The organism is Bradyrhizobium sp. AC87j1 (assembly GCF_002936975.1).
Lineage (GTDB): Bacteria > Pseudomonadota > Alphaproteobacteria > Rhizobiales > Xanthobacteraceae > Bradyrhizobium > Bradyrhizobium shewense.
This window is the reverse complement of record NZ_PTFE01000030.1, coordinates 49,084-68,529: the sequence shown is the minus strand read 5'-3', so window position 1 is coordinate 68,529 and position 19,446 is coordinate 49,084. Positions and strand designations below refer to the sequence as shown.

The following is a 19,446-nucleotide window of genomic DNA, read 5'->3' as shown; positions in this document are numbered from 1 at the left end:
AGTAAAAGGGCGGCAGATCGCTCTGCCGCCCTCGTCAAATCGTTTCGGAAAGACCTTACTTCAGGTTGCTCATCGCGGTCAGGTCGACCGAGAGCTTGGCGACGCCCGCCGCGCTGCACCAGTTGGAGCCGAACGCAGTGGCCGCATTGGCGCCGCCATTGATCGGCGTCACGAAGCCAGGGCTGGAGTTGGTGGCCGAGAAGTCGCTGGTGAAGGCGTTGCAATTACCCTTCGACAGGTCCGTGTCGTAGTAGCGCAGGTCGAGGGTGAACACCTTGTAGGTGAAGCCGACACCGAGATTCCAGGTGTTGTAGCTCGGCTCCTTGATGCCGTTGGCGTACAGGGGGTCACCCGCAATGCCGTAGAAGATGTCGGAGGTGCCGAGCCACTGGCGGCCGAACTCGCCCGATACGTACATGCCGACGCCGCTGGCACCAAAGGTCGTGCTCGGCGCGGTCCACTTGGCGGTGATCGAGGCATAGTTGCCCCAGGCGCCGAGGTTCAGGAAATTCGGCGAGTAGTACTCGTTGAAGCCGACCGTCCACTGGTCGTTGATGGCGATGTTCAGCTTGGCATAGGCTTCGAAGAAGCTCGCGTCCTTCTTGGCGAAGTTGCCGTTGATCGGAAGGCCGATCGCGCCCTGGGAGTTGTCGAGGCTGGTGCCGCAATTGCCCTGAGCAAGGGTGCCCTGCGAGCCGAAGCAGCTTCCGCCCGGATATAGGTAGCCCCAGACACCGAAGTCGAAGGCGAACATGCCGAAGGTCGGGCGGATACCGCCGTAAATATCGACTTCGGCGGCGGCGCGGTTCGGGAAGGAGATGCTCGAAGCGGACGTACCGATGTAGAGCTGGAGGTCCTTGTTGACGTTGTAGCGCGGCTCGAAATAGGCCGTGACCGACGGATTATGGTTCGACTGGGTGACACCGCGGAAGATGTAGTCGCTCATGATACCGGCGCCGAAGGCGATATCCCAGGGATCGAAGGCGGGCGGCGGCGGGGCCTTCAATGCCTTCACGCGCAAGTCTGCCGCGAAAGCCGAACCCGTCGTCACCATTGCCAGCGCCGTTGCCAACAAAGCCAGTTTTTTCATTTCGATCCCCATCGCCAGTTCTTACCCAGTCGGATCCCGGAAGCCCCCGGGGCAAACGACTTGTCTGCAAAATTGCGTTACTGCGACAATCTGGATTGAGGGAGGGGGACCGTGAAGCAAAAATCACGGGCATCTGCCGACTTTTTGGGCGTTTTGACGATTCCACGAAAGGTTGTCGGGCTGTGTGTCTTCTCGATCACATTATTTGCATTCCAAAGTGCACGGCAGGACCCGTGCAAGTACGGGGAAGGCGGCTAGCGTGGCATCCGGGCTACGAATCAAACAGGCGCCGTGAACGGAAGGCTTCCGGAGGCCCTGCGGCGATGCAAAAAGGCCGCAGCGTCACCGCAGCGGCCTTCTCTGTTGTTGGCGATCGCGGTCGCTGGATGGGACCTAGCCTTGTCCCTCGGCCGGCGCCGCTTCCGCAGAAGACGAAGGCATCGCCCAGCTCGTCTCGGCGGCCGGCTCGGGAGCCGGAGCTGGCGCCGGCGCTGACGGCTTCGGCGCGGGAGCTGCCTTCGCCTTCTTCGGTGCCGCTTTCTTCGCGGCCTTCTTCGGAGCAGCCGGCTTGGCTGCTTTCTTGGCTGCCTTCTTCACAGCCTTCTTGGCGGCCTTCTTTGGGGCGGCCTTCTTCGAAGCTTTCTTGGCTGCTTTCTTGGTAGATTTTTTGGCAGACTTCTTCCCGGACTTCTTGGCTGACTTCTTCGCGGATTTCTTCGCCGCTACAGCCTTCTTCGCCTTTTTGGCCTTCTTGCTTTTTTTCTTCTTCGCTTTCGCCATCGTGGTCCTCCTGTTGTCGACGAACAATGGTCGATCGGGCGTCGTTCTACCGTCGCCTCCGGAGGAAAGCTCAGGCTTGAAAGCTCAAACTTGCGCGTTCAATGCCGGCCGCGACCCGCCCGTAGCCCAATCGAGAAGCTCAATCGTGTGTACGACCGGAACTGACGTGCCACTGGCAATCTGCACCATGCAGCCGATATTGCCCGCGGCAATCATGTCCGGCTTGACGCTTGCGATGTTGGCGACCTTGCGATCGCGCAACCGGCCCGCAAGCTCGGGCTGGAGAATGTTGTAGGTCCCCGCCGAACCGCAACACAAATGGCTCTCCGGTACATCTTTCACCACGAATCCATTCTTGGAAAGCAATTCTTTCGGAAGGCCCGTGATTTTCTGCCCATGCTGCAACGAACACGCCGAGTGATAGGCGACGACGATGTTGTCCTGTCGCGCAGTCGGCTCGAGTGCGAGGCCGGCGATGTATTCGGTGATGTCCTTGGCGAGCGCGGACACCTTCGCCGCATCGGCGGCGAACGCAGCATCCTCGCGCAGCAGATAGCCGTAGTCCTTGATCACTGTGCCGCAGCCGGACGCCGTCACCAGGATGGCATCGAGCCCCTCGCCGGCCGCTTCCTTTCGCCAAGCCGCAACGTTGGCTCGCGCCCGCGCCAATGCATCCTGATCGTTGCCGAGGTGATGGGTCAGCGCGCCGCAGCACTGCTCGTCCCGGACCAGGACAACCTCGACGCCATGACGGGTGAGAAGACTGATGGCCGCCTGGTTGATGCGCGGCGCCAGGACCTGCTGGGCGCAGCCCTGGAGCAGCGCGACCCGGCCGCGCTTCTTGCCGAGCGCCGCGAACACGCTGCCGGCGGCGGGGCCCGGCGGCGGCAGCCGGTGCGGGGCCAGCGCCAGCATCGCCTTGATGCGCTGGATCAGGCCGGGCGTCGCCGAGGGCCGCGGCGTCGGCAGGAAAACGGCAAGCGGACGAGCCAGCCGCGCCAGCACCATGCTGATGCGAAAACGCTGGGGGTCCGGCAGGACGAAGGCCAGCACCTGACGCAGCAACCGCTCGGCCAGGGGCCGCTCATAACGCTGCTCGATCCTGACCCGGGCCTGGTCGACGAGATGCATGTAATTCACCCCTGAGGGGCAGGTCGTCATGCAGGCCAGGCACGACAGGCAGCGGTCGACATGCTTGACCACCTCGGCCGTCGGCGCCTGGTCCTTCTCCAGCATCTCCTTGATCAGGTAGATGCGACCACGCGGGCTATCGAGCTCGTCGCCGAGCAGCACATAGGTCGGACAGGTTGCGGTGCAGAAGCCGCAATGGACGCAGGCGCGCAGGATCTTGTCGGCTTCCGCGATGTCGGGATCGGCAAGCTGGGCGAGTGAGAATTCGGTCTTCATGCCACAGCGCCTCGGCTCAAGCGGCCCCGGTTGAGAACGGCCTTTGGATCGAAACTGGCGCGCACCCGCTCGCTCAGGGCGGCAACGCCCGGCGCCTGCGGATGAAAGACGTCGACATCGCGCCTGACATCATCGGCCGCCCGGATCAGCGTTGCGTGACCGCCGACGGCGTTGGCACGCATCCGCACCGCCGGAGCATGCGCGTCGCCCTTCGGCGGCAATGCCGCCCAGATCAGCCCGCCGCCCCAATCATAGATCACGTCGCCGCCCGTCTCCCGCGCCAATTGCGTGCCGAGCGCAGCGCCTGAGGCCGGCGGGCAGACGATCCGCCAGACCGGCCAGGCGCCGAGCGCGCCGCCGGCCGCGAACGGCAGCACGTCGCGGAGAGTCCCCCACAGCGCCGAAGACGCCGCGTCCTCGATCAGAGACGCGGTTCCGAACGGCGCCAGCAATTCCCGCAGCGAGTTGGCGCGGTGGGCGGCCGAGGCCGTGATGCCCTCGAGCCGCAGCACGGTCAGCGCCTCGCCCTGGCCTGCGAGATCGCCAAGCCCGTCGGTCTTCGCCCGGAACGCCGATTTCGGCAGGTGCGCCGCACCGGAGACGTCGAAGGGCGAGCCGAGCGCCGCGGTCATCGCCTTGTTGGCGGCGGCCTCGTCGAGGCCGCGGAGCAGCAGCGTCCGCTCGGCCTCGGGCTTGGGCATCACCTTCAGCGTGACCTCGGTCATGACGGACAGCGTGCCCCAGGACCCCGCGAGCAACTTGCAGAGGTCGTAGCCGGTGACGTTCTTCACCACCTTGCCGCCGGTCTTGAAGCTGTCCCCGAAGCCGGAGACGGCGTGCGCCCCGAGCAAATGGTCGCGCGCCCCGCCTGCCCTGATCCGACGCGGGCCGGCAAGCCCGGCCGCGATCATGCCGCCGATGGTCCCGAGCGCGGGCGTGCCGAGCAGCGGCGCGGTGTTCATTGGCTCGAACGCGAATTGCTGGTTCTTGGCGTCGATCAGCGACAGCACGTCGCCCAGCGGCGCACCGGCCTGGAGCGTGATGATCAGCTCGTTCGGCTCGTAGGAAGTGACGGCGTTCAGCGCGGAGAGGTCGAGCACGGCATTGGTCGCCATCGCATGGCCGATGCCGCGCTTACTGCCATGACCGATGATCTCGAGCGGCTGCTCATTGGCAATCGCCGCGCGCACCACCCCTTCGACGTCTTTGGCGTCTCTGACCTTAAGCGTATCCACGACTGAGCCGGTATCCAAGTTTAGAACGGAAAGCAAATTTGGCGCGTTGCAGCGAGGCGCAGCGACCGACGCTAGAACCGCGGGATATCCGGAAACGCCAGCTTGCCGGCATGCACATGCATGCGGCCGAGCTCGGCGCAGCGGTGCAGGGTCGGAAACACTTTTCCGGGATTGAGCAGGCCTTGCGAATCGAAGGCGCATTTCAGCCGCTGCTGCTGGTTGAGGTCGATCTCGCTGAACATGTCGGGCATCAGGTCGCGCTTCTCGATGCCGACGCCGTGCTCGCCGGTGAGCACGCCGCCGAACTCGACGCAGGCGCGCAGGATGTCGGCACCGAAGGCTTCGGCGCGCTCGATCTCGCCGGGCTTGTTGGCATCATAGAGGATCAGCGGGTGCAGATTGCCGTCACCGGCGTGGAACACGTTGGCGCAGCCGAGCTGGTATTTTTCGCCGAGCTCGCGGATGCGCGCCAGCGCCTTCGGCAGCGCGCCGCGGGGAATTGTGCCGTCCATGCAGAGATAGTCGGGCGAGATGCGCCCCACCGCCGGGAACGCGGCCTTGCGGCCGGCCCAGAACAGATTGCGCTCGGCTTCCGAATTGGAGATCTGCAGCGTTACCGAGCCGCAGCCTCGTGCAATGGTCTCGACCCGCGTGATCAGCTCGTCGACCTCGATCTTGGGGCCGTCGAGCTCGATGATGAGCAGCGCCTCGACATCGAGCGGATAGCCGGCATGCACGAAGGCCTCGGCGGCGTGGATCGCCGGCTTGTCCATCATCTCCATGCCGCCAGGGATGATGCCGGCGCCGATGATGCGCGCCACGCATTCGCCGGCGGCCTCGACCTCGGCGAAGCCGACCATCAACGCGCGCGCCGTCTCCGGCTTCTGCAGGATGCGCACCGTGACCTCGGTGATGACGCCGAGCAGGCCTTCCGAGCCGGTGATGACGCCCATCAGATCGTAGCCCGGGTTCTCGCACCCCTTGCCGCCGATGCGCAGGATCTCACCGCTCATCAGCACGATCTCGCAACCGAGCACGTTGTTGGTGGTCATGCCGTATTTGAGGCAGTGCACGCCGCCGGAATTCTCCGCGACATTGCCGCCGATCGAGCAGGCGATCTGCGAGGACGGGTCGGGCGCGTAGTAGAAGCCGGCATGGGCGACCGCCTGGCTGATCGCGAGGTTGGTGACACCGGGCTCGGTGACGACGACGCGATTGTCGAAATCGATCTCGCGGATGCGCTTGAACTTGCCAAGGCCCAGCAGCACGCCGTCTTCGAGCGGCAGCGCCCCGCCTGAGAGCGATGTGCCGGAGCCGCGCGGCACCACCTTGATACCTTGCCCTGCACAATATTTCAGGATCAGCGAGACCTGCTCGGTCGTATCGGGCAGCACCACGACCATCGGCGGCTGCCGATAGGCCGTCAGCCCGTCGGATTCATAGGCCCGCATCTCGGCAGGCGTATCGATCACGCCCTCGCCGGGCACGATCGCGCGCAATGCAGCAACGATCTCAGCGCGGCGCGCGAGCACCGCCTGGTCGCTCGCAGGCATCATGATGGCCATATCAAATCCTTCATGGCATATCTTTCCGGCTCACGCCGCACGATCAATTTGTCTCGCCAAATCAATCACGTCCGCGCCTGTTTGGGTAGGCCATCCGAAAGTCGGATCGACGATCCTTCGCCAGTTCGCTCTGGGACAAGTCGGAAATCGTGAAACCTGTCATGGTTTGGTGGCTTGTCCAGGCCGAGCAGGCCTGCGAAAACCGCCCGGTCGGGCGATTGCCGATCCGGCAAGCGACCGACCAGGCCAGACCCACCAGGGAAGAGACGAAGAGCAACCGATGACAAAACTAACTTTTGGCGCACTGACGATCCTCACCATGATTGCCACCGCACCCGCCGCGATGGCGCAGGATGTCGCGGCCGGCAAGACATCGTTCAACAAATGCCTGGCCTGCCACGCGATCGGCGAAGGCGCCAAGAACAAGGTCGGCCCCGAGCTCAACGGTCTCAACGGCCGCAAGTCGGGCACGGCTGAGGGCTACAGCTACTCCGACGCGAACAAGAATTCCGGCATCACCTGGGACGAGGCCGTGTTCAAGGAATACATCAAGGACCCCAAGGCCAAGATCCCCGGCACCAAGATGGCGTTCGCCGGCATCAAGAACGAGACCGAGATCAACAATCTCTGGTCCTACGTCTCCCAGTTCGACAAGGACGGGAAGATCAAGCAGTAAGCACGTAGCAGACAGAAGCTGCAGCTTCTTCCGATCGAATCAGGGCCCAAGCTGCAGCTTTTTGTTTTGACGCGTTTCCTTCACGGCGTCGTTGCAAGCGCCGCGAAGCAACCCAGAGTCTTTCCACGGAGGGATTCTGGATTGCTTCGTCGCAAGGGCTCCTCGCAATGACGGAGTATGAGGCGGCATCTGCGTTCTCCAACCTCCACTGTCATTCCCCGCGAAGGCGGGGAATCCAGTACGCCGCGGCCTCTCGATTCAATCACAAGCGCCTCTGGAATACTGGATCGCCCGGTCAAGCCGGGCGATGACAGCGCGTGTGTGGCTGCACACACGGCTTTGCAGCCTCGCGGCTTCATTCGCCCGAGCTTTGCTTCATCGTTCGCCCCTCTCATCCAAGAGGGCGCAGGGAAGGCCGGGTGCCGGCTCGCACCCGCGGTCCGCTGCGCGAAATGCACACGCAGAAAGAACCGCACAGCAGCATACAGGTGGTGCCGATCACTCGGCCTTCCCTGCGCAGTGGTTGGACGGCTTATGCCGTGATCTCCCGGGAGCCGACCATTCCTTCTGGCCTCCCTCGCCCCGCGAATTTGGATGATGCAGTCTGCCCGGTTGGGCTCGCTCGCACCTTCGCAAGGACTTGACCGTAGCAACGACGGCCAGGACCACACGGTTTTGCCGTACGCACGGCCCGCCATTTCGCCGCAGTTTTCCCTGACTCCGTCGACGAAGCCGGAAACTTACAGACGAGACGAAGCCTGGCAGCGCCGTCGTCCGCACGCGGTTACGGGCTCACAGGGACTACCCGCCCTGCCCGCGCCTCTCGTGCCGACGCTGCCGCGTCCACCGCAAGCCCGGCTCCCGATGGTGACGACACATGATCGCCCCTCTTGGTGAGCCGGGATGGACGACACATACGCCGAAACCGAATTTCGGTAAAGTGGAATATTTTTGCGAGCGTGGATTGACAGGGCGCGACACAGGCTCGGTCGCGTAGCCCGGATGGAGCGCCAGCGTAATCCGGGACAGTGCGAGATGCGGGCGAGCCGCCCCGGATTGCGCTTCGCTCCATCCGGGCTACGGGAGCTTCGCTCTAATCGGCAGCCGCCTGCGCCGGGGCGATTTTCCCGATCATCGTCTCGATTTCCGCCTTCACGAGCTCCGGCACGGCATTCTGCACCATGTGGCCGAGCTCGGGCAGCACGATCAGCTTCGCATTCGGCACCATGGCTGCGAACGGGCGCGCGTGGATGTTGGTCTTCACCGTCTTGTCGGGCTCTCCGGCGATGATCGTGACCGGCGCCGAGATCTCGCCATAGCGCGCGGCTTGCGCAGTCACCGCCTCCTTCAACGTCACCAGATCATAGGCATTGGCGATGAACTCGCGCGGGCGCAGCAGCAGCGGCGTCGCGGAATCCTGCACGAATCCATCCGGCATCATCTGCGGCAGGAACACGTTGCGCGCGCCGGGCTCGGCCAGAAAGTAGCCGAGCGGCAGGGTGATCGTGTAGGCGAGCAGCGGACCGATCACCGGCGTTGCGATGAACTCATTGTAACGGCCGACACCGCCGCGCCAGGGATGGGTGACGGGAGCGAGCATGACCAGGCCGGCGACGCGGCCGGGATGATCGAGCGCAATCCGCGCGCCGAGCGCGCCGCTCCAGGAATGGACGACGAAGACAGCACGCTCGACCCCGAGCTTGCCAAGCGCCTCGTCGATCATCCGCGCCTGGATCTGCGGCGTGGAATCCTGGCGCCGTGCGCGCGTGCTCCAGCCATGGCCGGGACGGTCGACCAGGATGACGCGATGGTCTTTGGCGAGCAGGTCGCCGAGCGGGCGCCGCATCGCTTCGAGATTGGAGCTGGCGCCGTGCAGCATCACGATCGGCAGGCCTGCATCGCGCGGACCGATATCGACGACGTGAAGCGTTGCGCCGTCGACCTCGACCATCCCGCCCTGCGGCGGAAAGGCGCGCTGCACGGCGACGATTCCAGCCTGCGTGACCAGCGCCAGCAGAACCAGCGCCGTCACGACTAACATCACGATCATGGAGAGAATCCGGGTGATCCTGGGCACAGGGCAGTTACGGGCGTTACGGGTGGCAGTTTCGCTTCGCCGGCTTTCCGGATTTGCGCCGAAACTGCCGGGGCTGTGGATATGTGCATAATTGAAGAACGTGAAAACTCAATAGAATCAACAATATTCCAGGAGGACACGCAAGCCTCGGAACAGCTTCATGGGGCCGTCATCGCGGCCTCCATATAATCGCCATGGTCGGTTCCGCCATCTAGGCGCGGGTGGGCGCCGATCCTCCTCGCAGGCCCCAGGGCAACCTCAGGGGATGCGGGAAAGACCGGCAGGATTTGTCCTGATTTGAACCGGAGGATTTTCGATGAGCTTCAGATCGAACGACACTGCGATCGACGAGATCGTGGCGAGCTGCAACGGCGACCTGCGCGGTGCCGTGCGGGCGCTGCTGCTGATCAACGAGCATCTGGAATCGGAGCTTGCAAAGGCTTACGCCGCAGCCGCCGATCACGGCCTGGTCGAGCGCGGCGGCAACGCCCTGCACTAAAGTGCGGTGGACCGCACTTTAGGCTCTCTATCGAGCATGATCTTGTCGGAAAACCGCTGCACACTTTTCGCCAACGTGGCCCTTCGGGTCCGGATCATGCTTGGCACGCAGACTAGTTCGCTCCGTCCTCGTCCTTTTCCTCGTCCGGCGTAAGTGCGGGACAGGCGCGGATCGTCGAACGGGCAAGCTTGGCATCGGCCCTCGACTTGTAGGGACCGTCGCCGAACCAGATATCGCCGATGATCACGGGATTGCTGGTCACGATGTTGCACTTTCCGGTGGCGCGATTGCCGACCACCCAGAACAGTCCGTCGGCGAAGCTCACCGTCCCCGACGCAAGCAGCAACACACCTGCAAAAATCAAACGCTTCATGGCTTTTGCTCCTGCCATGCAGGTAGGCCTGCGGCGGCGCCGGCAATAGTCCTCACGATGCCGCGCTTCCGATCGTGGTTAATCGGCGCAGGCGGCCATCACTCGGAAGATGATCAAACTATCCGCGTCCGGATCGTGCGCTAGATATCCCGTCCCTCGACCTTCTCGGTCAACGCCTTGACCTGGTCGGGAATCTTTTCGAGATGCGGATTGACGGCGAGCGCCTTGCGATAGGCCTCGAGCGCGCGCTTCTCGTCGCCGACCTCCTGCATGATCATGCCGAGGCCTGCGAGCGCGCCGAAATGGCGCGGCTCCCGGATCAGCACCTGCTGGATATCGGCGAGCGAACGACCATAGTCGTTCTGCATGTAATGGAGCGTGGCGCGGCGGTTCCAGGCCTCGATGTAGTCGGGCCTGAGCTTGATGACCGAATCCAAGAGCTTGATCGCGACATCGATCTTCTTCGCATCGACTGCGGTCTTCGCCCGCGACATCAGCAAGGACGCCGTGTCGCTCGGGGTCTGCAGCCAGATCGCCCAGATCCGCGCCTCGACATGCTTGGCGCTGGCCTCGTCGGGCGCCGCCTTCAACGCGCCGAACAGGAATTCGAGATTCTTGGTGCGATCGACCTTGGGCAGCTTGGCCGGCGCCTCCGGGAGCTTCTTCTGCTTTCCGGGCGGCTCAACCTGCTGTGCCAGGGCCGCAGCAAGGCCGGAGGTTCCCAGCACAAGGGCCAGACACAAGGTGCGCGCGAAGAGGAATCTCACTGCCATGGTCAAAGTCTAAACGCGCAAAGCCGCCCTTGCAAAGCAAAGGCGGCGTCAAACTCGTGTGAGACCGTGGTCTTGCGGGGCGCGTGCGGGCGTCCGGCAGGGCAATATCAGCCCTGGCGAGCCTTGAAGCGGCGCTGCACCTTGTTGATCACATAGACCCGGCCCTTGCGGCGGACCAGGCGGTTGGCGCGATGGCGACCGCGCAGCGATTTCAGCGAGTTACGGACCTTCATGGCGGAATCCTGAACGTTCGAAAGGCCGTGTTCGGCACTACCGTTTCGGCACGCGCGAATGTGGCAAAATGAGATTTTTCCCGCCGGCGGACGACCGCCCGGGACGGGGCGGTTCTTAAGGCATGGCGGGAGGTCATGTCAATGTTAACTGGCCCGTTCCGAACCGGCAAATTCGCGAAAACAACCCCATGCACCGTCAAAGCGGCCGGATCGGCCCGATTTATCGCAAGGGGGAACAGACCTTTCGACGATACCTTGCCAAATTCGTTATATCATATAATCAATTCGGCAACCCGTCGGGAGGAAACCCATGCCGAAGCTGAAGCTGCCCAATATCGACGATGTCGTCGCCATCGACATCCACACCCACGCCGAGGAGCCCTGCGGCTGCCACCCTGACGATGGCTATGACGATTTCCAGGCGCAGATGGCGGAGTATTTCAAGTCGCCGAACAAGCATCCGCCGACGGTGCCGGAGACCGCGGCCTACTACCGCTCCAAGAACATCGCCGCTGTGATCTTCCCGGTCGACGCCGAGCGCGAGACCGGCTTCCGCCGCTACAACAATTACGAGATGATCGAGGCCGCCTCCGACCATCTCGACGTCCTCATTCCCTTCGTCTCGATCGACCCGCACAAGGGCAAGCTCGGCGCACGCGAAGCGCGCAAGCTGATCGAGGAATACGGCGTGCGCGGCTTCAAATTCCACCCGACCATGCAGGGCTTCTACGCCAATGACCGCATGGCCTATCCGCTCTACGAAGAGATCAACAATGGCGGCGCGGTCGCGCTCTTCCACACTGGCCAGACCGGCGTCGGCTCGGGCATGCCCGGCGGCATGGGGATGCGGCTGAAATATTCCAACCCGATGTACATGGACGACGTCGCGGCTGATTTCCCCGACCTCAAGATCATCCTCGCCCACCCCTCCTTCCCCTGGCAGGAAGAGGCGCTGTCGGTCGCGACCCACAAGCCGAACGTTTACATCGACCTCTCCGGCTGGTCGCCGAAGTACTTCCCGCCGATCCTGGTGCGCTACATCAACTCGATCCTGCAGGACAAGATGCTGTTCGGCTCGGACTGGCCGGTGATCACACCGGACCGCTGGCTGTCGGACTTCGCCAAGATCGAGATCCGCGACGAGATCCGGCCGAAGGTGCTGAAGGCGAACGCGCGCAAGCTGCTGGGGATCTGAAGCGCTTCTCAGCGCCGCGCATCGAGGGCTTCGGGTGACCGAAGCCCTCATGCTCGAAACGTCAGACCTGCGCCAGGCCGCCATCGACGAAGACCTCGCCGCCCGTCATGAAGCTGCTGTCCGAGGATGCCAGGAAGGCAGCCACCGCGCCTGTCTCGGAGGGATCGCCGACGCGCCCGATGGGCGTGGCACTTCCGAGCGCATCGAACGCTTCCTCGCCGACGATCTCCAGTGCCAGCTCCGTCTTGGTCGGCCCGGGCGACAGCACATTGACGCGGATGCCGGTGCCGCGCAGGTCCAGCGCCCAGCTCCGCGCCAGATTGCGGATCGCGGCCTTGGTCGCGCTGTAGATGCTGAACTGCGGCGTCCCCATCACGCCCGTGCTCGACCCGGTCAGGATGATCGACGATCCCTTCGTCATCAGCGGCAGGGCTTTCTGTACCGTGAAGACCAGCCCCTTCACATTGACGTCGAAGATATGATCGTAATGCTCGACCGTGATCTCGCCGAGCGGGGCGAACAACCCCGTGCCGGCATTGGCGAAGAGAATGTCGAGCCCGCCTCGTTCTTTCTTCACCGTCTCATAGAGCCGGTCGAGATCGGCCAGATCCGTCACCGAGCCCCTGACGGCTCGCGCCGAGGATCCGAGCTTCGCCACGGCGGCGTCGAGCTGCTCCTGCCGCCGGCCGAAGATGTAGACGAACGCGCCTTCGTCGATGAACCGTTTCGCCGCTCCAAATCCGATGCCGGTACCGCCGCCGGTCACCACTGCCGTCTTGCCTTGTAGTCTGCTCATGATGTGCTCCTTCACTGAGGTTGCACTGAGCTGGCGGCGTACCCACCTATCGACAAGTATGCACCTTTTGGTAAGTGCCCAAAAAATGTCAGACACGACTTTCCCGCCTGCACAGGCTCCAACACCGGTCCAGAGCTGCACGCCGACTTTGCCCGGCTTCACCTGCGGGTTAGATGCAACCCTGCGCGTCGTCTCCGGCAAGTGGAAGCCGCTGATCCTGTACTTCGTCGCCCAGGACGGCCCGACCCGCTACGGCGAGCTCCGGCGCGCCATCCGCGACGTCAGCGACAAGGTGCTGATCCAGCAGTTGAAGGAGCTGGAGGCCGACGGGCTCGTGAAGCGGACCGACTACAAGGAAGTGCCGCCGCGGGTCGACTACAGCCTCACCCCGTTGGGTCACAGCCTGGCCCAGGCTCTCGTGCCGCTCTGCACGTGGGGCACCGAGCACATGGCAGAAGTCAGCCAGGTCTTCGCCGAGCGAGCGACCTGGACGCGGCGAGGACGTCAGCCGACCGTCTAGCTTGAATGGTTGCATCGAACACCATGCAAACTCTACCTCTGCGTCTGCTTCCTATTAAAACGGTTGTTTAGACAGTTGGCTGGCGAACAATATTTGCGGTGTTTTGCAAAAGCCGAACCGTCCATGGCGCAACTTCCGGTGGGACATTGTCCGTTGTCAGAGCTCATCTTGGCTGATGGACTGTGCACCTGAGCCCTCGCTTCGACCGCAAACACCAGCGAACACATCACAATCAAAAGAACTGGAAAAATCCTCGACATCAACCGCCCCCTCGATTCAGCGTAAAGTCAGAGTTTACCTAAGAATTGGCTCGGAAAGAAAGCAAATCGATTATTGAGAGCATACGCCTTGCGCCTCGACCGTGGAACGTCTCCATCCATTTGAGCTGATGCAAGTTCAAAACGCGACTGCGCCGACAACAGCCCAACCACAAGCAACTTTCATTTTTCTCCGCCTTGGTGATTCAGCACGTCGGCTGCCGACTGCACCAGATTTTGGCTCTCTGCGGGTCCATCTGCTGAACAGCCCTTGCATAACATCCCGTGATGGGGCCCATGCATTTCTGATAGGTGCCGTTAGATAGAGCCGCATCAGCGCGCGTGACGGCGGAGGACGAAGAGGGTCTTACTTCGCGGTGCTGCATCTCTGGCTTTTTCTTTGCTTCAGGCGATGCTCCCTTCTTCTCGCACTCATTCTCGTCGTTCAGGACGTGGCCCTTGCGGCAGCTGATTTTCGTGCAGCGGTCCCCCTCTGCGCGGTAGCCGTTCTCGCAAATCAGCGGACATATTCGCCCGCCCTTGTTTTTGACAGCGTCGAGCGCGTCGGTAGTGGCGACGCTCACATTCAGTTTCATGCCCGCGTGCTTGTTGAAGAGGTCGAGGGCTTTCTGCGAGGGCTCACCCCAAACGCCGTCTACAACGCCTACATTGCATCCCACGCGACGTAGCTCGGCTTGCAGCGCGCGAGCTGTATCGGCGCTGATCTGCTCCGTCTCGACGGGAGGTGGTAGAGCAGCGACTTGCTGGTTCTTTTCTCGCGAGGCCTTCTCTCGAATTGCGAGTTCCCGTGCCGCGTTCTCCTGGGCTGTCAGACGAGCTCTTTCAGCGGCAGCAGCCTTGTCATGCTCGATCTGCTTGACCTTCTCGGCAGCGATGCGGGCCTCTTCAGCAGCCTTGGCAGCCGCAGCTGCTTTTTCTATCTCGAACTGTCTTGCACCTTCTGCGGCAAGTCGAACCCTCTCCTGCTCCGCTAGCCTCGCCTTTTCAGCGGCAGCTGCCCGCGCCTCTTCTGCGGCGATTTTTTTCGCGTGCGCTCTCGCAAGGTTGGCATAGAAGCCATCTGGATATTGAGACAGAAAAGCTTCCCAGCCATCGTGGGTGCCGAGTTGCAGCGCCAGCTCGTAGTCCCTTCGGATCGCCGTCTGAGGATCCGCCTGCGGTCCTGTTGGTGACGGCGCCGCCGCTGCCGGGACAAGCGAAAGATCATCGCCTCCAAGTGAGCCGTAGAGATATGGCTCTTGCCTATTGGCGGTAGACTTCAAGACTTCGTCGCGGACGTAACCAAAAGCCTTCCGCAGATCCAGGCCTGGCTTTGTAACGTGGTGAACCATCGCCGCCGTGAACGGACTATTCTTGCCATCACCATCCAGCGCTGTTGAACCTGCCTTTGATGCGAAGGCAATCAGGGTGTTGGGACTTGACGGTTCTACCTTTGCGAGGCCGCGCCCAATCGCCCTGGAAGCGAGGGTCCGCTTCATCACCTTCGAGAACGGGCTGTCACGGCATGCGTCAAGAACCACCAGCCGCAACTTTTTCGCAGGCTCGATCGCTACTAACACCCGATCCAGCGACATTGCCTCGTCATAAATGTCAGTGTCACGTTCGAGGACAGCATCGATCGGGATGAGATAATTGACCCCATCAACCTCGATGCCATGACCTGCATAGTAAACGACCGCAACCTCGGCATCGCGGGACTGCTCGATAAAGTCCCGCAGCGCCCGCCTCATATCAGCTACTTTTAGGTCATGACGCAGGTCGACAAGATCGAAGCCGGCAGCCTTCAAGGTTTCCGCCACGAGTGCTGCGTCGCTGGAGGGATTGCCGAGCCGCGCGACCTTTTCATAAGCCGAGTTACCGATCACCAGCGCCACGCGGCGCTCGGCATGCGCCGAACCGCAGGTCAGCCAGATGAAAAAGAACAATGAAAACCAGCGAAGAGCGCCCATTGCAGGCCCCGATCAAATTGTGCGCAGCCTACGTCGAGCCTGATGAAAGGCAAGCATTGGCTCTGTGATGTTTATCACACTTCGATGCCATGCCCCCTTTAGATCACAGGCCACCGATCATGCCTGCAGTGGCAAACTTCCGCTGTGCTTTGGTAAGCTGACGACAACGCGTACTCCCCCAAGCCGAGTTCTTGTGCTCACAACGATCCCGGAAGGACACCCAATGAGCATCAAAGCCGTCGTCTTCGACGCTTACGGGACGCTCTATGACATCCAGTCGGTCGCGGAGATTACCGAGGACGCGTTTCCGGGATACGGCGAGATCATCACGCAGGTCTGGCGCATCAAGCAGCGTAGGATGGGTTGAGCTCTTGCGAAACCCATCAAACTTGGTTCTCTCAATCAGATCGCACCAACGATTGCTTGGCTTCGGCCGTCGGGCGCTGGTTTCGCAAGAGCTCAACCCATCCTACGAACTGTCGCGAACAGAGGAGTGAAGCCGCCCTACGACGGCTTCGTCCATACCAACGCCGACTTCGATCAGCCTTTTTGAACGGCGGCTGCCGCCTTGCGAATGACATCGATCACAACGTCGGGCCGGGAGAGCATCGGCACGTGGCTGCTCGCCACCTCCGTGACCGTCGCGCCCATGCGCTTCGAGACCCAGCGTTGCAAGTCGGGATGCACGGTGTGGTCATCAGTAGCCAGGATGTACCAGCTCGGCTTCAATCTCCACGCAACCTTGCCAGCGCTAAGCTTCTGCTGCTGGAACAGATCGGCGACGGGCGCATAATGGGTGGCCCATACCAGTTTCTGCTCAGCCTCGGAAAGGTCGCCGGCGAAAAACTCGGTGCCGTTCGGCAGCATCCAGGCACGACCGTCTGCGACCTCGACACGTGAGAAAATGTCCGACGGGAATTTGTTGAGCTGGTCTTGCACGGTCTCGCCCGCATCGGGCGCAACCGCTGCGATGTAGACGAGGCCAACCACGCGATCATCGGTGCCGGCGCCCGTGATGGTCGCTCCGCCATAGGAATGGCCGACGAGGAGGACCGGGCTGCCAACGCGGTTGAGCGTGCGCTTCACCGTCGCAAGGTCTTCTTCATAGGAGTCCAAACCATATTGGACGGCAATGACCTCGTGGCCATCCGCCTGCAACGCAGGAATGACCTTGCTGAAGCACGAGCCATCAGCCCAAATACCGTGACAAAAGACGATTGTTGGCTTCGATGTGGTGGACATGGGCACTCCTTAAGAGTCGCGATTGCACCCCAAATACTGTCGAAAGACGCAGCGACGTCTTTCAAGATCACCCGAATCGGCAGAACGGAGACGCCTTAAACGGGGTCCCCTTCGCGAGCGAAGTGTCATTTATTCATTTCGACTGACCGCCTTGCAGCCTTGCGAATGACCTCGATGACCACGTCAGGCTGCGAGAGCATGGTGACATGGCTGCTGTCGGTCTCGACGGTGATCGCATTCATGCGCTTCGCCAGAAAACGCTGAAGATCGGGATGCACGGTCTGGTCCTTTCGGGCGAGGATGTACCAGTTCGGCTTGGACTTCCAGGCGACTTCATCGAGATTTTGCTGCTCGAGCAGGTCGGCGGCCGGCGGGTAGTGGGTCGCCCACACCAGCTTCTGCTCGTGCTCGGGAAGGTCTCCCGCGAAGTACTTGACGCCTTCCGGCTTGATCCAGACCCGTCCGCCCGCGACCTCGATATGGGAGAATATCTCCGTGGGGTATTTGTTGAGCTCGCTCTGTACGGTCTCATGCACATCCGGAACGACGGCAGCGATATAAACCAGGCCAGCGACGCGGCCGTCGGTCCCCGCGCCCGTGATGGTGGCTCCTCCATACGAGTGACCGACAAGGATTGAGGGGCTGCTGACCCGTCCCAGCGTGCGCTTCACGGTCGCCACGTCATCCGCATAATTATTGAGCCCGTATTGGACGGCGATCACCTCGTGACCGTCGGCCTGCAAAGCGGGGATGACCTTGCTGAAGCAGGAGCCGTCGGCCCAGAGGCCGTGACAGAACACGATGCTAGGCTTGGAGGTTGTCGACATTCTTCCTTGTCCCTTAATGGTTTGAAACTGCGCGAAGCTAAATCCCCCTTCTGTTGATGACTAAGACCTTTACGCTCGGAGCTATGCCTCAAAGATATACGAGGGCGAATGGAACTTCGGCATTTGCGCTATTTCGTTGCCGTGGCGGAGGAAGGCAGCTTTTTGACTGCTGCCCAGCGGCGGCTGAACACATCGCAGCCGTCTTTGAGTCGACAGGTTCGCGATCTGGAAAACGAGGTTGGCGTACAGCTATTGGAGCGCCAGGCCCGCGGCGTGACGCTGACAGCCGCAGGAAGAGTGTTTCTCGATCACGCTCGGCTAGCGCTCTTGCAAGTCGAGGCGGCGACTGATGGTGCCCGGCGGACGGCCGAACCGCAACGACCCGCGCTTTCCATGGGATTCCTGGTTGGATTGGAGGTCATGTGGCTACCCCATCTGTTGCGGATCCTCCGCGAAGAAGCACCCGAGGTCGAAGTCACGCTCTGCACTCAATCCTCCCCGGAACTCACGCTCGCGTTGATGCGAGGAAAGTTGGATGTCGCCTTCCTTCGACCTGAGAAGGAGAGCGCGGGTCTAATCTTCAAGATGCTGGCGAAGGAGCCCTTGATTGCTGTGCTTCCGGCTGACCATCGTTTGGCCTCTCGCAAAAGGATTCGGCCGCAAGATCTCGCCCGGGAAATTTACGTCAGTTCGGCAAGAACCTCTCCGGTGCTGCAAGCCGCCATTGATGATTATGCATCCAAGATTGGGATCACGCTCAAGGCAAAGTACGAAGGCGAGAATATATCGTCGGCGATGTCGCTCGTAGCGTCCACAGGCGGAATTAGTCTTGTTCCCCTCTATGCGCAGAATATGCTGGCACCCAACGTTGTTGCCAGAGCGCTCGAGGGAGGAACGCCAACGGTCGATTTAGCCCTGGGGTTCAATCAGAGAAATTCCTCTCCGTTGCTTCAACGGCTTTTGTCTCGCGCAGATGAATTGATCGCAAGCGTTCAGAATCAGAGCATCATCCGCTATGCCGAAGTTCAATAATTGGCGGTCGGCAGGCTGGGTTGAACTCTTGCGAAGTCCATCAGACTTCGTTCCCTCAATCAGACCGCACCGATGATTGCATGGCGCCGACCGTCAGGCGATGGGTTTCGCAAGTGCTCAACCCATCCTACGAACTACTGAATTAAAGGGGCGGCTTGGAGAATTGCACTTTGATACGGTTCAGAAGGTTAATCGTCGTTTTAGGTGTTCTCCTGGTGTCGGTGGGCGCCGTGGCGCTCGGACGCAGGGCCTATGTTGAGGCGATCGGCACCGATGAGATAGATTACCGCGGCGAGAAGATCCGACTGTCAAAGAAGTACGTCGATTACGACGACTACAAGAACGATCCGGCCAACCTTGGAGCTTCGGAGATTCCGCGCGTTGAGAAGCTGATGACAGATGCGCAGGTTGGCCCGGATTTCGCGGATTGGCATGACGCCGCGCATCAACTCATCAATATCAAATTTCCGGGCTACGGCATGGCAAGCGGTGAAAACGTTGTCGCCGCCGGACGAGAGTTTGCCGTCCGATTCATGGAAATCCCGCAAGTCGCGAAGGAACGCTATTTCGTTCTCGAAAAGCTGGCAGGGGGGACGTTCCGTCTGGTTGATGATTTCGTGGCCGAGCGCGACCCTGGGTCGGCCTATGCCCCAATATCCTCCATTCACCTCGTTAGCGGCAGACTGGTTTATGCCGACCGCAACGGCAGGATTGTCCGCGAGACGCCTGTAGCACGCTGAGAGGCCGCGTTCATTCAATCTACCGCTCACAAGGAATGGAGTCCGCTATGGGGTCGAGAGCCACCGATTACCCTCAAAGTCGCAAACTTCCGCTGAACGCTGGTAAGTTGACGACACGAGCACATCCCCAGAGGATCCTGTGACCACAACGGCCCGAAA

The 19,446-nt window shown here is 61.6% G+C and carries 19 protein-coding genes and 1 pseudogene; 7 read left to right on the top strand and 13 right to left on the bottom strand.

Annotation, left to right across the window (positions count from 1 at the left end):
• Positions 1–55 precede the first annotated feature (55 nt).
• From CV770_RS17675 to CV770_RS17655, 5 genes are all read right to left on the bottom strand, one after another.
• Positions 56–1,090, bottom strand: coding sequence for a TorF family putative porin (locus tag CV770_RS17675; RefSeq protein ID WP_091958852.1), 1,035 nt, complete (start codon positions 1,088–1,090; stop codon positions 56–58).
• A gap of 393 nt (positions 1,091–1,483) precedes the next feature.
• Positions 1,484–1,870 (bottom strand): histone, encoded by a 387-nt coding sequence (locus tag CV770_RS17670; protein WP_104463207.1) that lies wholly within the window; start codon positions 1,868–1,870, stop codon positions 1,484–1,486.
• A gap of 84 nt (positions 1,871–1,954) precedes the next feature.
• Entirely contained in the window at positions 1,955–3,277 is a 1,323-nt protein-coding gene (glcF, locus tag CV770_RS17665; protein WP_104463206.1) for a glycolate oxidase subunit GlcF, read from the bottom strand.
• Positions 3,274–4,512, bottom strand: a complete 1,239-nt coding sequence (locus CV770_RS17660) for an FAD-binding protein (protein ID WP_104463205.1) — start codon at positions 4,510–4,512, stop codon at positions 3,274–3,276. Before CV770_RS17660 ends, glcF begins: the two co-directional genes overlap by 4 nt.
• A 71-nt stretch (positions 4,513–4,583) precedes the next feature.
• Positions 4,584–6,077, bottom strand: coding sequence for an FAD-linked oxidase C-terminal domain-containing protein (locus CV770_RS17655; RefSeq protein ID WP_104463204.1), 1,494 nt, complete (start codon positions 6,075–6,077; stop codon positions 4,584–4,586).
• A 280-nt stretch (positions 6,078–6,357) separates the two neighbouring features.
• Between CV770_RS17655 and cycA the strand changes: the two genes are divergently transcribed.
• The gene (cycA, locus tag CV770_RS17650; protein ID WP_091958783.1) at positions 6,358–6,753 is read left to right on the top strand and encodes a cytochrome c-550 CycA; all 396 of its coding nucleotides are present in this window, start codon (positions 6,358–6,360) and stop codon (positions 6,751–6,753) included.
• Between the two features lie 1,093 nt (positions 6,754–7,846).
• Here cycA and CV770_RS17640 read toward each other — a convergent pair.
• The gene (locus CV770_RS17640; protein ID WP_201759904.1) at positions 7,847–8,803 is read right to left on the bottom strand and encodes an alpha/beta fold hydrolase; all 957 of its coding nucleotides are present in this window, start codon (positions 8,801–8,803) and stop codon (positions 7,847–7,849) included.
• A gap of 343 nt (positions 8,804–9,146) precedes the next feature.
• Between CV770_RS17640 and CV770_RS17635 the strand changes: the two genes are divergently transcribed.
• Positions 9,147–9,329 carry a hypothetical protein gene (locus CV770_RS17635; RefSeq protein WP_038947516.1) on the top strand — a complete coding sequence of 61 codons (183 nt, stop codon included), beginning with the start codon at positions 9,147–9,149 and terminating at the stop codon, positions 9,327–9,329.
• 112 nt (positions 9,330–9,441) lie between these two features.
• Here CV770_RS17635 and CV770_RS17630 read toward each other — a convergent pair whose 3' ends face one another.
• From CV770_RS17630 to ykgO, 3 genes are all read right to left on the bottom strand, one after another.
• Complete coding sequence (locus tag CV770_RS17630; RefSeq protein WP_104463202.1) at positions 9,442–9,702, bottom strand: hypothetical protein; 261 nt, start codon at positions 9,700–9,702, stop codon at positions 9,442–9,444.
• Between the two features lie 140 nt (positions 9,703–9,842).
• Positions 9,843–10,475 carry a tetratricopeptide repeat protein gene (locus CV770_RS17625; protein ID WP_104463201.1) on the bottom strand — a complete coding sequence of 211 codons (633 nt, stop codon included), beginning with the start codon at positions 10,473–10,475 and terminating at the stop codon, positions 9,843–9,845.
• Positions 10,476–10,582: 107 nt separating this feature from the next.
• Complete coding sequence (ykgO, locus tag CV770_RS17620) at positions 10,583–10,708, bottom strand: type B 50S ribosomal protein L36 (protein WP_006611362.1); 126 nt, start codon at positions 10,706–10,708, stop codon at positions 10,583–10,585.
• Positions 10,709–11,018: 310 nt separating this feature from the next.
• Here ykgO and CV770_RS17615 point away from each other — a divergent pair, with 310 nt between their 5' ends.
• On the top strand, positions 11,019–11,903 hold the full coding sequence (locus tag CV770_RS17615; protein ID WP_018321552.1) for a 4-hydroxyphenyl-beta-ketoacyl-CoA hydrolase: 885 nt from the start codon (positions 11,019–11,021) through the stop codon (positions 11,901–11,903).
• A gap of 61 nt (positions 11,904–11,964) precedes the next feature.
• Here the strand turns inward: CV770_RS17615 and CV770_RS17610 are convergent, their stop codons facing one another.
• On the bottom strand, positions 11,965–12,699 hold the full coding sequence (locus CV770_RS17610; protein ID WP_165637802.1) for an SDR family NAD(P)-dependent oxidoreductase: 735 nt from the start codon (positions 12,697–12,699) through the stop codon (positions 11,965–11,967).
• A gap of 148 nt (positions 12,700–12,847) precedes the next feature.
• On the opposite strand from CV770_RS17610, the gene CV770_RS17605 reads away from it, so the two are divergent.
• A complete protein-coding gene (locus CV770_RS17605; RefSeq protein WP_201759906.1) occupies positions 12,848–13,219 on the top strand; it encodes a winged helix-turn-helix transcriptional regulator in 372 nt (123 codons plus the stop codon).
• 463 nt (positions 13,220–13,682) lie between these two features.
• Here the strand turns inward: CV770_RS17605 and CV770_RS17600 are convergent, their stop codons facing one another.
• Positions 13,683–15,446 (bottom strand): caspase family protein, encoded by a 1,764-nt coding sequence (locus CV770_RS17600; protein ID WP_104463200.1) that lies wholly within the window; start codon positions 15,444–15,446, stop codon positions 13,683–13,685.
• 223 nt (positions 15,447–15,669) lie between these two features.
• Here CV770_RS17600 and CV770_RS17595 point away from each other — a divergent pair.
• A pseudogene (locus tag CV770_RS17595) lies at positions 15,670–15,798 on the top strand (haloacid dehalogenase type II); the annotation flags it as partial.
• A 188-nt stretch (positions 15,799–15,986) separates the two neighbouring features.
• On the opposite strand, the gene CV770_RS17590 reads toward CV770_RS17595, so the two are convergent.
• Together CV770_RS17590 and CV770_RS17585 are read right to left on the bottom strand one after the other, a co-directional pair.
• Positions 15,987–16,688: an alpha/beta fold hydrolase gene (locus CV770_RS17590; protein ID WP_091965982.1), complete on the bottom strand. Its 702-nt coding sequence runs from the start codon at positions 16,686–16,688 to the stop codon at positions 15,987–15,989.
• Positions 16,689–16,813: 125 nt separating this feature from the next.
• Complete coding sequence (locus tag CV770_RS17585) at positions 16,814–17,515, bottom strand: alpha/beta fold hydrolase (RefSeq protein ID WP_104463199.1); 702 nt, start codon at positions 17,513–17,515, stop codon at positions 16,814–16,816.
• 108 nt (positions 17,516–17,623) lie between these two features.
• Here CV770_RS17585 and CV770_RS17580 point away from each other — a divergent pair, with 108 nt between their 5' ends.
• Positions 17,624–18,547, top strand: coding sequence for a LysR family transcriptional regulator (locus CV770_RS17580; RefSeq protein WP_104463198.1), 924 nt, complete (start codon positions 17,624–17,626; stop codon positions 18,545–18,547).
• Positions 18,548–18,762: 215 nt separating this feature from the next.
• The gene (locus CV770_RS17575; protein ID WP_146101300.1) at positions 18,763–19,287 is read left to right on the top strand and encodes a hypothetical protein; all 525 of its coding nucleotides are present in this window, start codon (positions 18,763–18,765) and stop codon (positions 19,285–19,287) included.
• The last annotated feature ends 159 nt before the right edge of the window (positions 19,288–19,446 follow it).

Excerpts from the sequence above, each read along its gene's own strand:
- CV770_RS17675 (WP_091958852.1), bottom strand. The coding sequence starts at position 1,090 with ATGAAAAAACTGGCTTTGTTGGCAACGGCGCTGGCAATGGTGACGACG.
- CV770_RS17600 (WP_104463200.1), bottom strand. The coding sequence starts at position 15,446 with ATGGGCGCTCTTCGCTGGTTTTCATTGTTCTTTTTCATCTGGCTGACC.
- CV770_RS17635 (WP_038947516.1), top strand. The coding sequence starts at position 9,147 with ATGAGCTTCAGATCGAACGACACTGCGATCGACGAGATCGTGGCGAGC.
- glcF (WP_104463206.1), bottom strand. The coding sequence starts at position 3,277 with ATGAAGACCGAATTCTCACTCGCCCAGCTTGCCGATCCCGACATCGCG.
- CV770_RS17585 (WP_104463199.1), bottom strand. The coding sequence starts at position 17,515 with ATGTCGACAACCTCCAAGCCTAGCATCGTGTTCTGTCACGGCCTCTGG.
- CV770_RS17590 (WP_091965982.1), bottom strand. The coding sequence starts at position 16,688 with ATGTCCACCACATCGAAGCCAACAATCGTCTTTTGTCACGGTATTTGG.
- CV770_RS17580 (WP_104463198.1), top strand. The coding sequence starts at position 17,624 with ATGGAACTTCGGCATTTGCGCTATTTCGTTGCCGTGGCGGAGGAAGGC.
- CV770_RS17670 (WP_104463207.1), bottom strand. The coding sequence starts at position 1,870 with ATGGCGAAAGCGAAGAAGAAAAAAAGCAAGAAGGCCAAAAAGGCGAAG.
- CV770_RS17640 (WP_201759904.1), bottom strand. The coding sequence starts at position 8,803 with ATGATCGTGATGTTAGTCGTGACGGCGCTGGTTCTGCTGGCGCTGGTC.
- cycA (WP_091958783.1), top strand. The coding sequence starts at position 6,358 with ATGACAAAACTAACTTTTGGCGCACTGACGATCCTCACCATGATTGCC.
- CV770_RS17615 (WP_018321552.1), top strand. The coding sequence starts at position 11,019 with ATGCCGAAGCTGAAGCTGCCCAATATCGACGATGTCGTCGCCATCGAC.
- CV770_RS17610 (WP_165637802.1), bottom strand. The coding sequence starts at position 12,699 with ATGAGCAGACTACAAGGCAAGACGGCAGTGGTGACCGGCGGCGGTACC.
- CV770_RS17630 (WP_104463202.1), bottom strand. The coding sequence starts at position 9,702 with ATGAAGCGTTTGATTTTTGCAGGTGTGTTGCTGCTTGCGTCGGGGACG.
- ykgO (WP_006611362.1), bottom strand. The coding sequence starts at position 10,708 with ATGAAGGTCCGTAACTCGCTGAAATCGCTGCGCGGTCGCCATCGCGCC.
- CV770_RS17655 (WP_104463204.1), bottom strand. The coding sequence starts at position 6,077 with ATGGCCATCATGATGCCTGCGAGCGACCAGGCGGTGCTCGCGCGCCGC.
- CV770_RS17625 (WP_104463201.1), bottom strand. The coding sequence starts at position 10,475 with ATGGCAGTGAGATTCCTCTTCGCGCGCACCTTGTGTCTGGCCCTTGTG.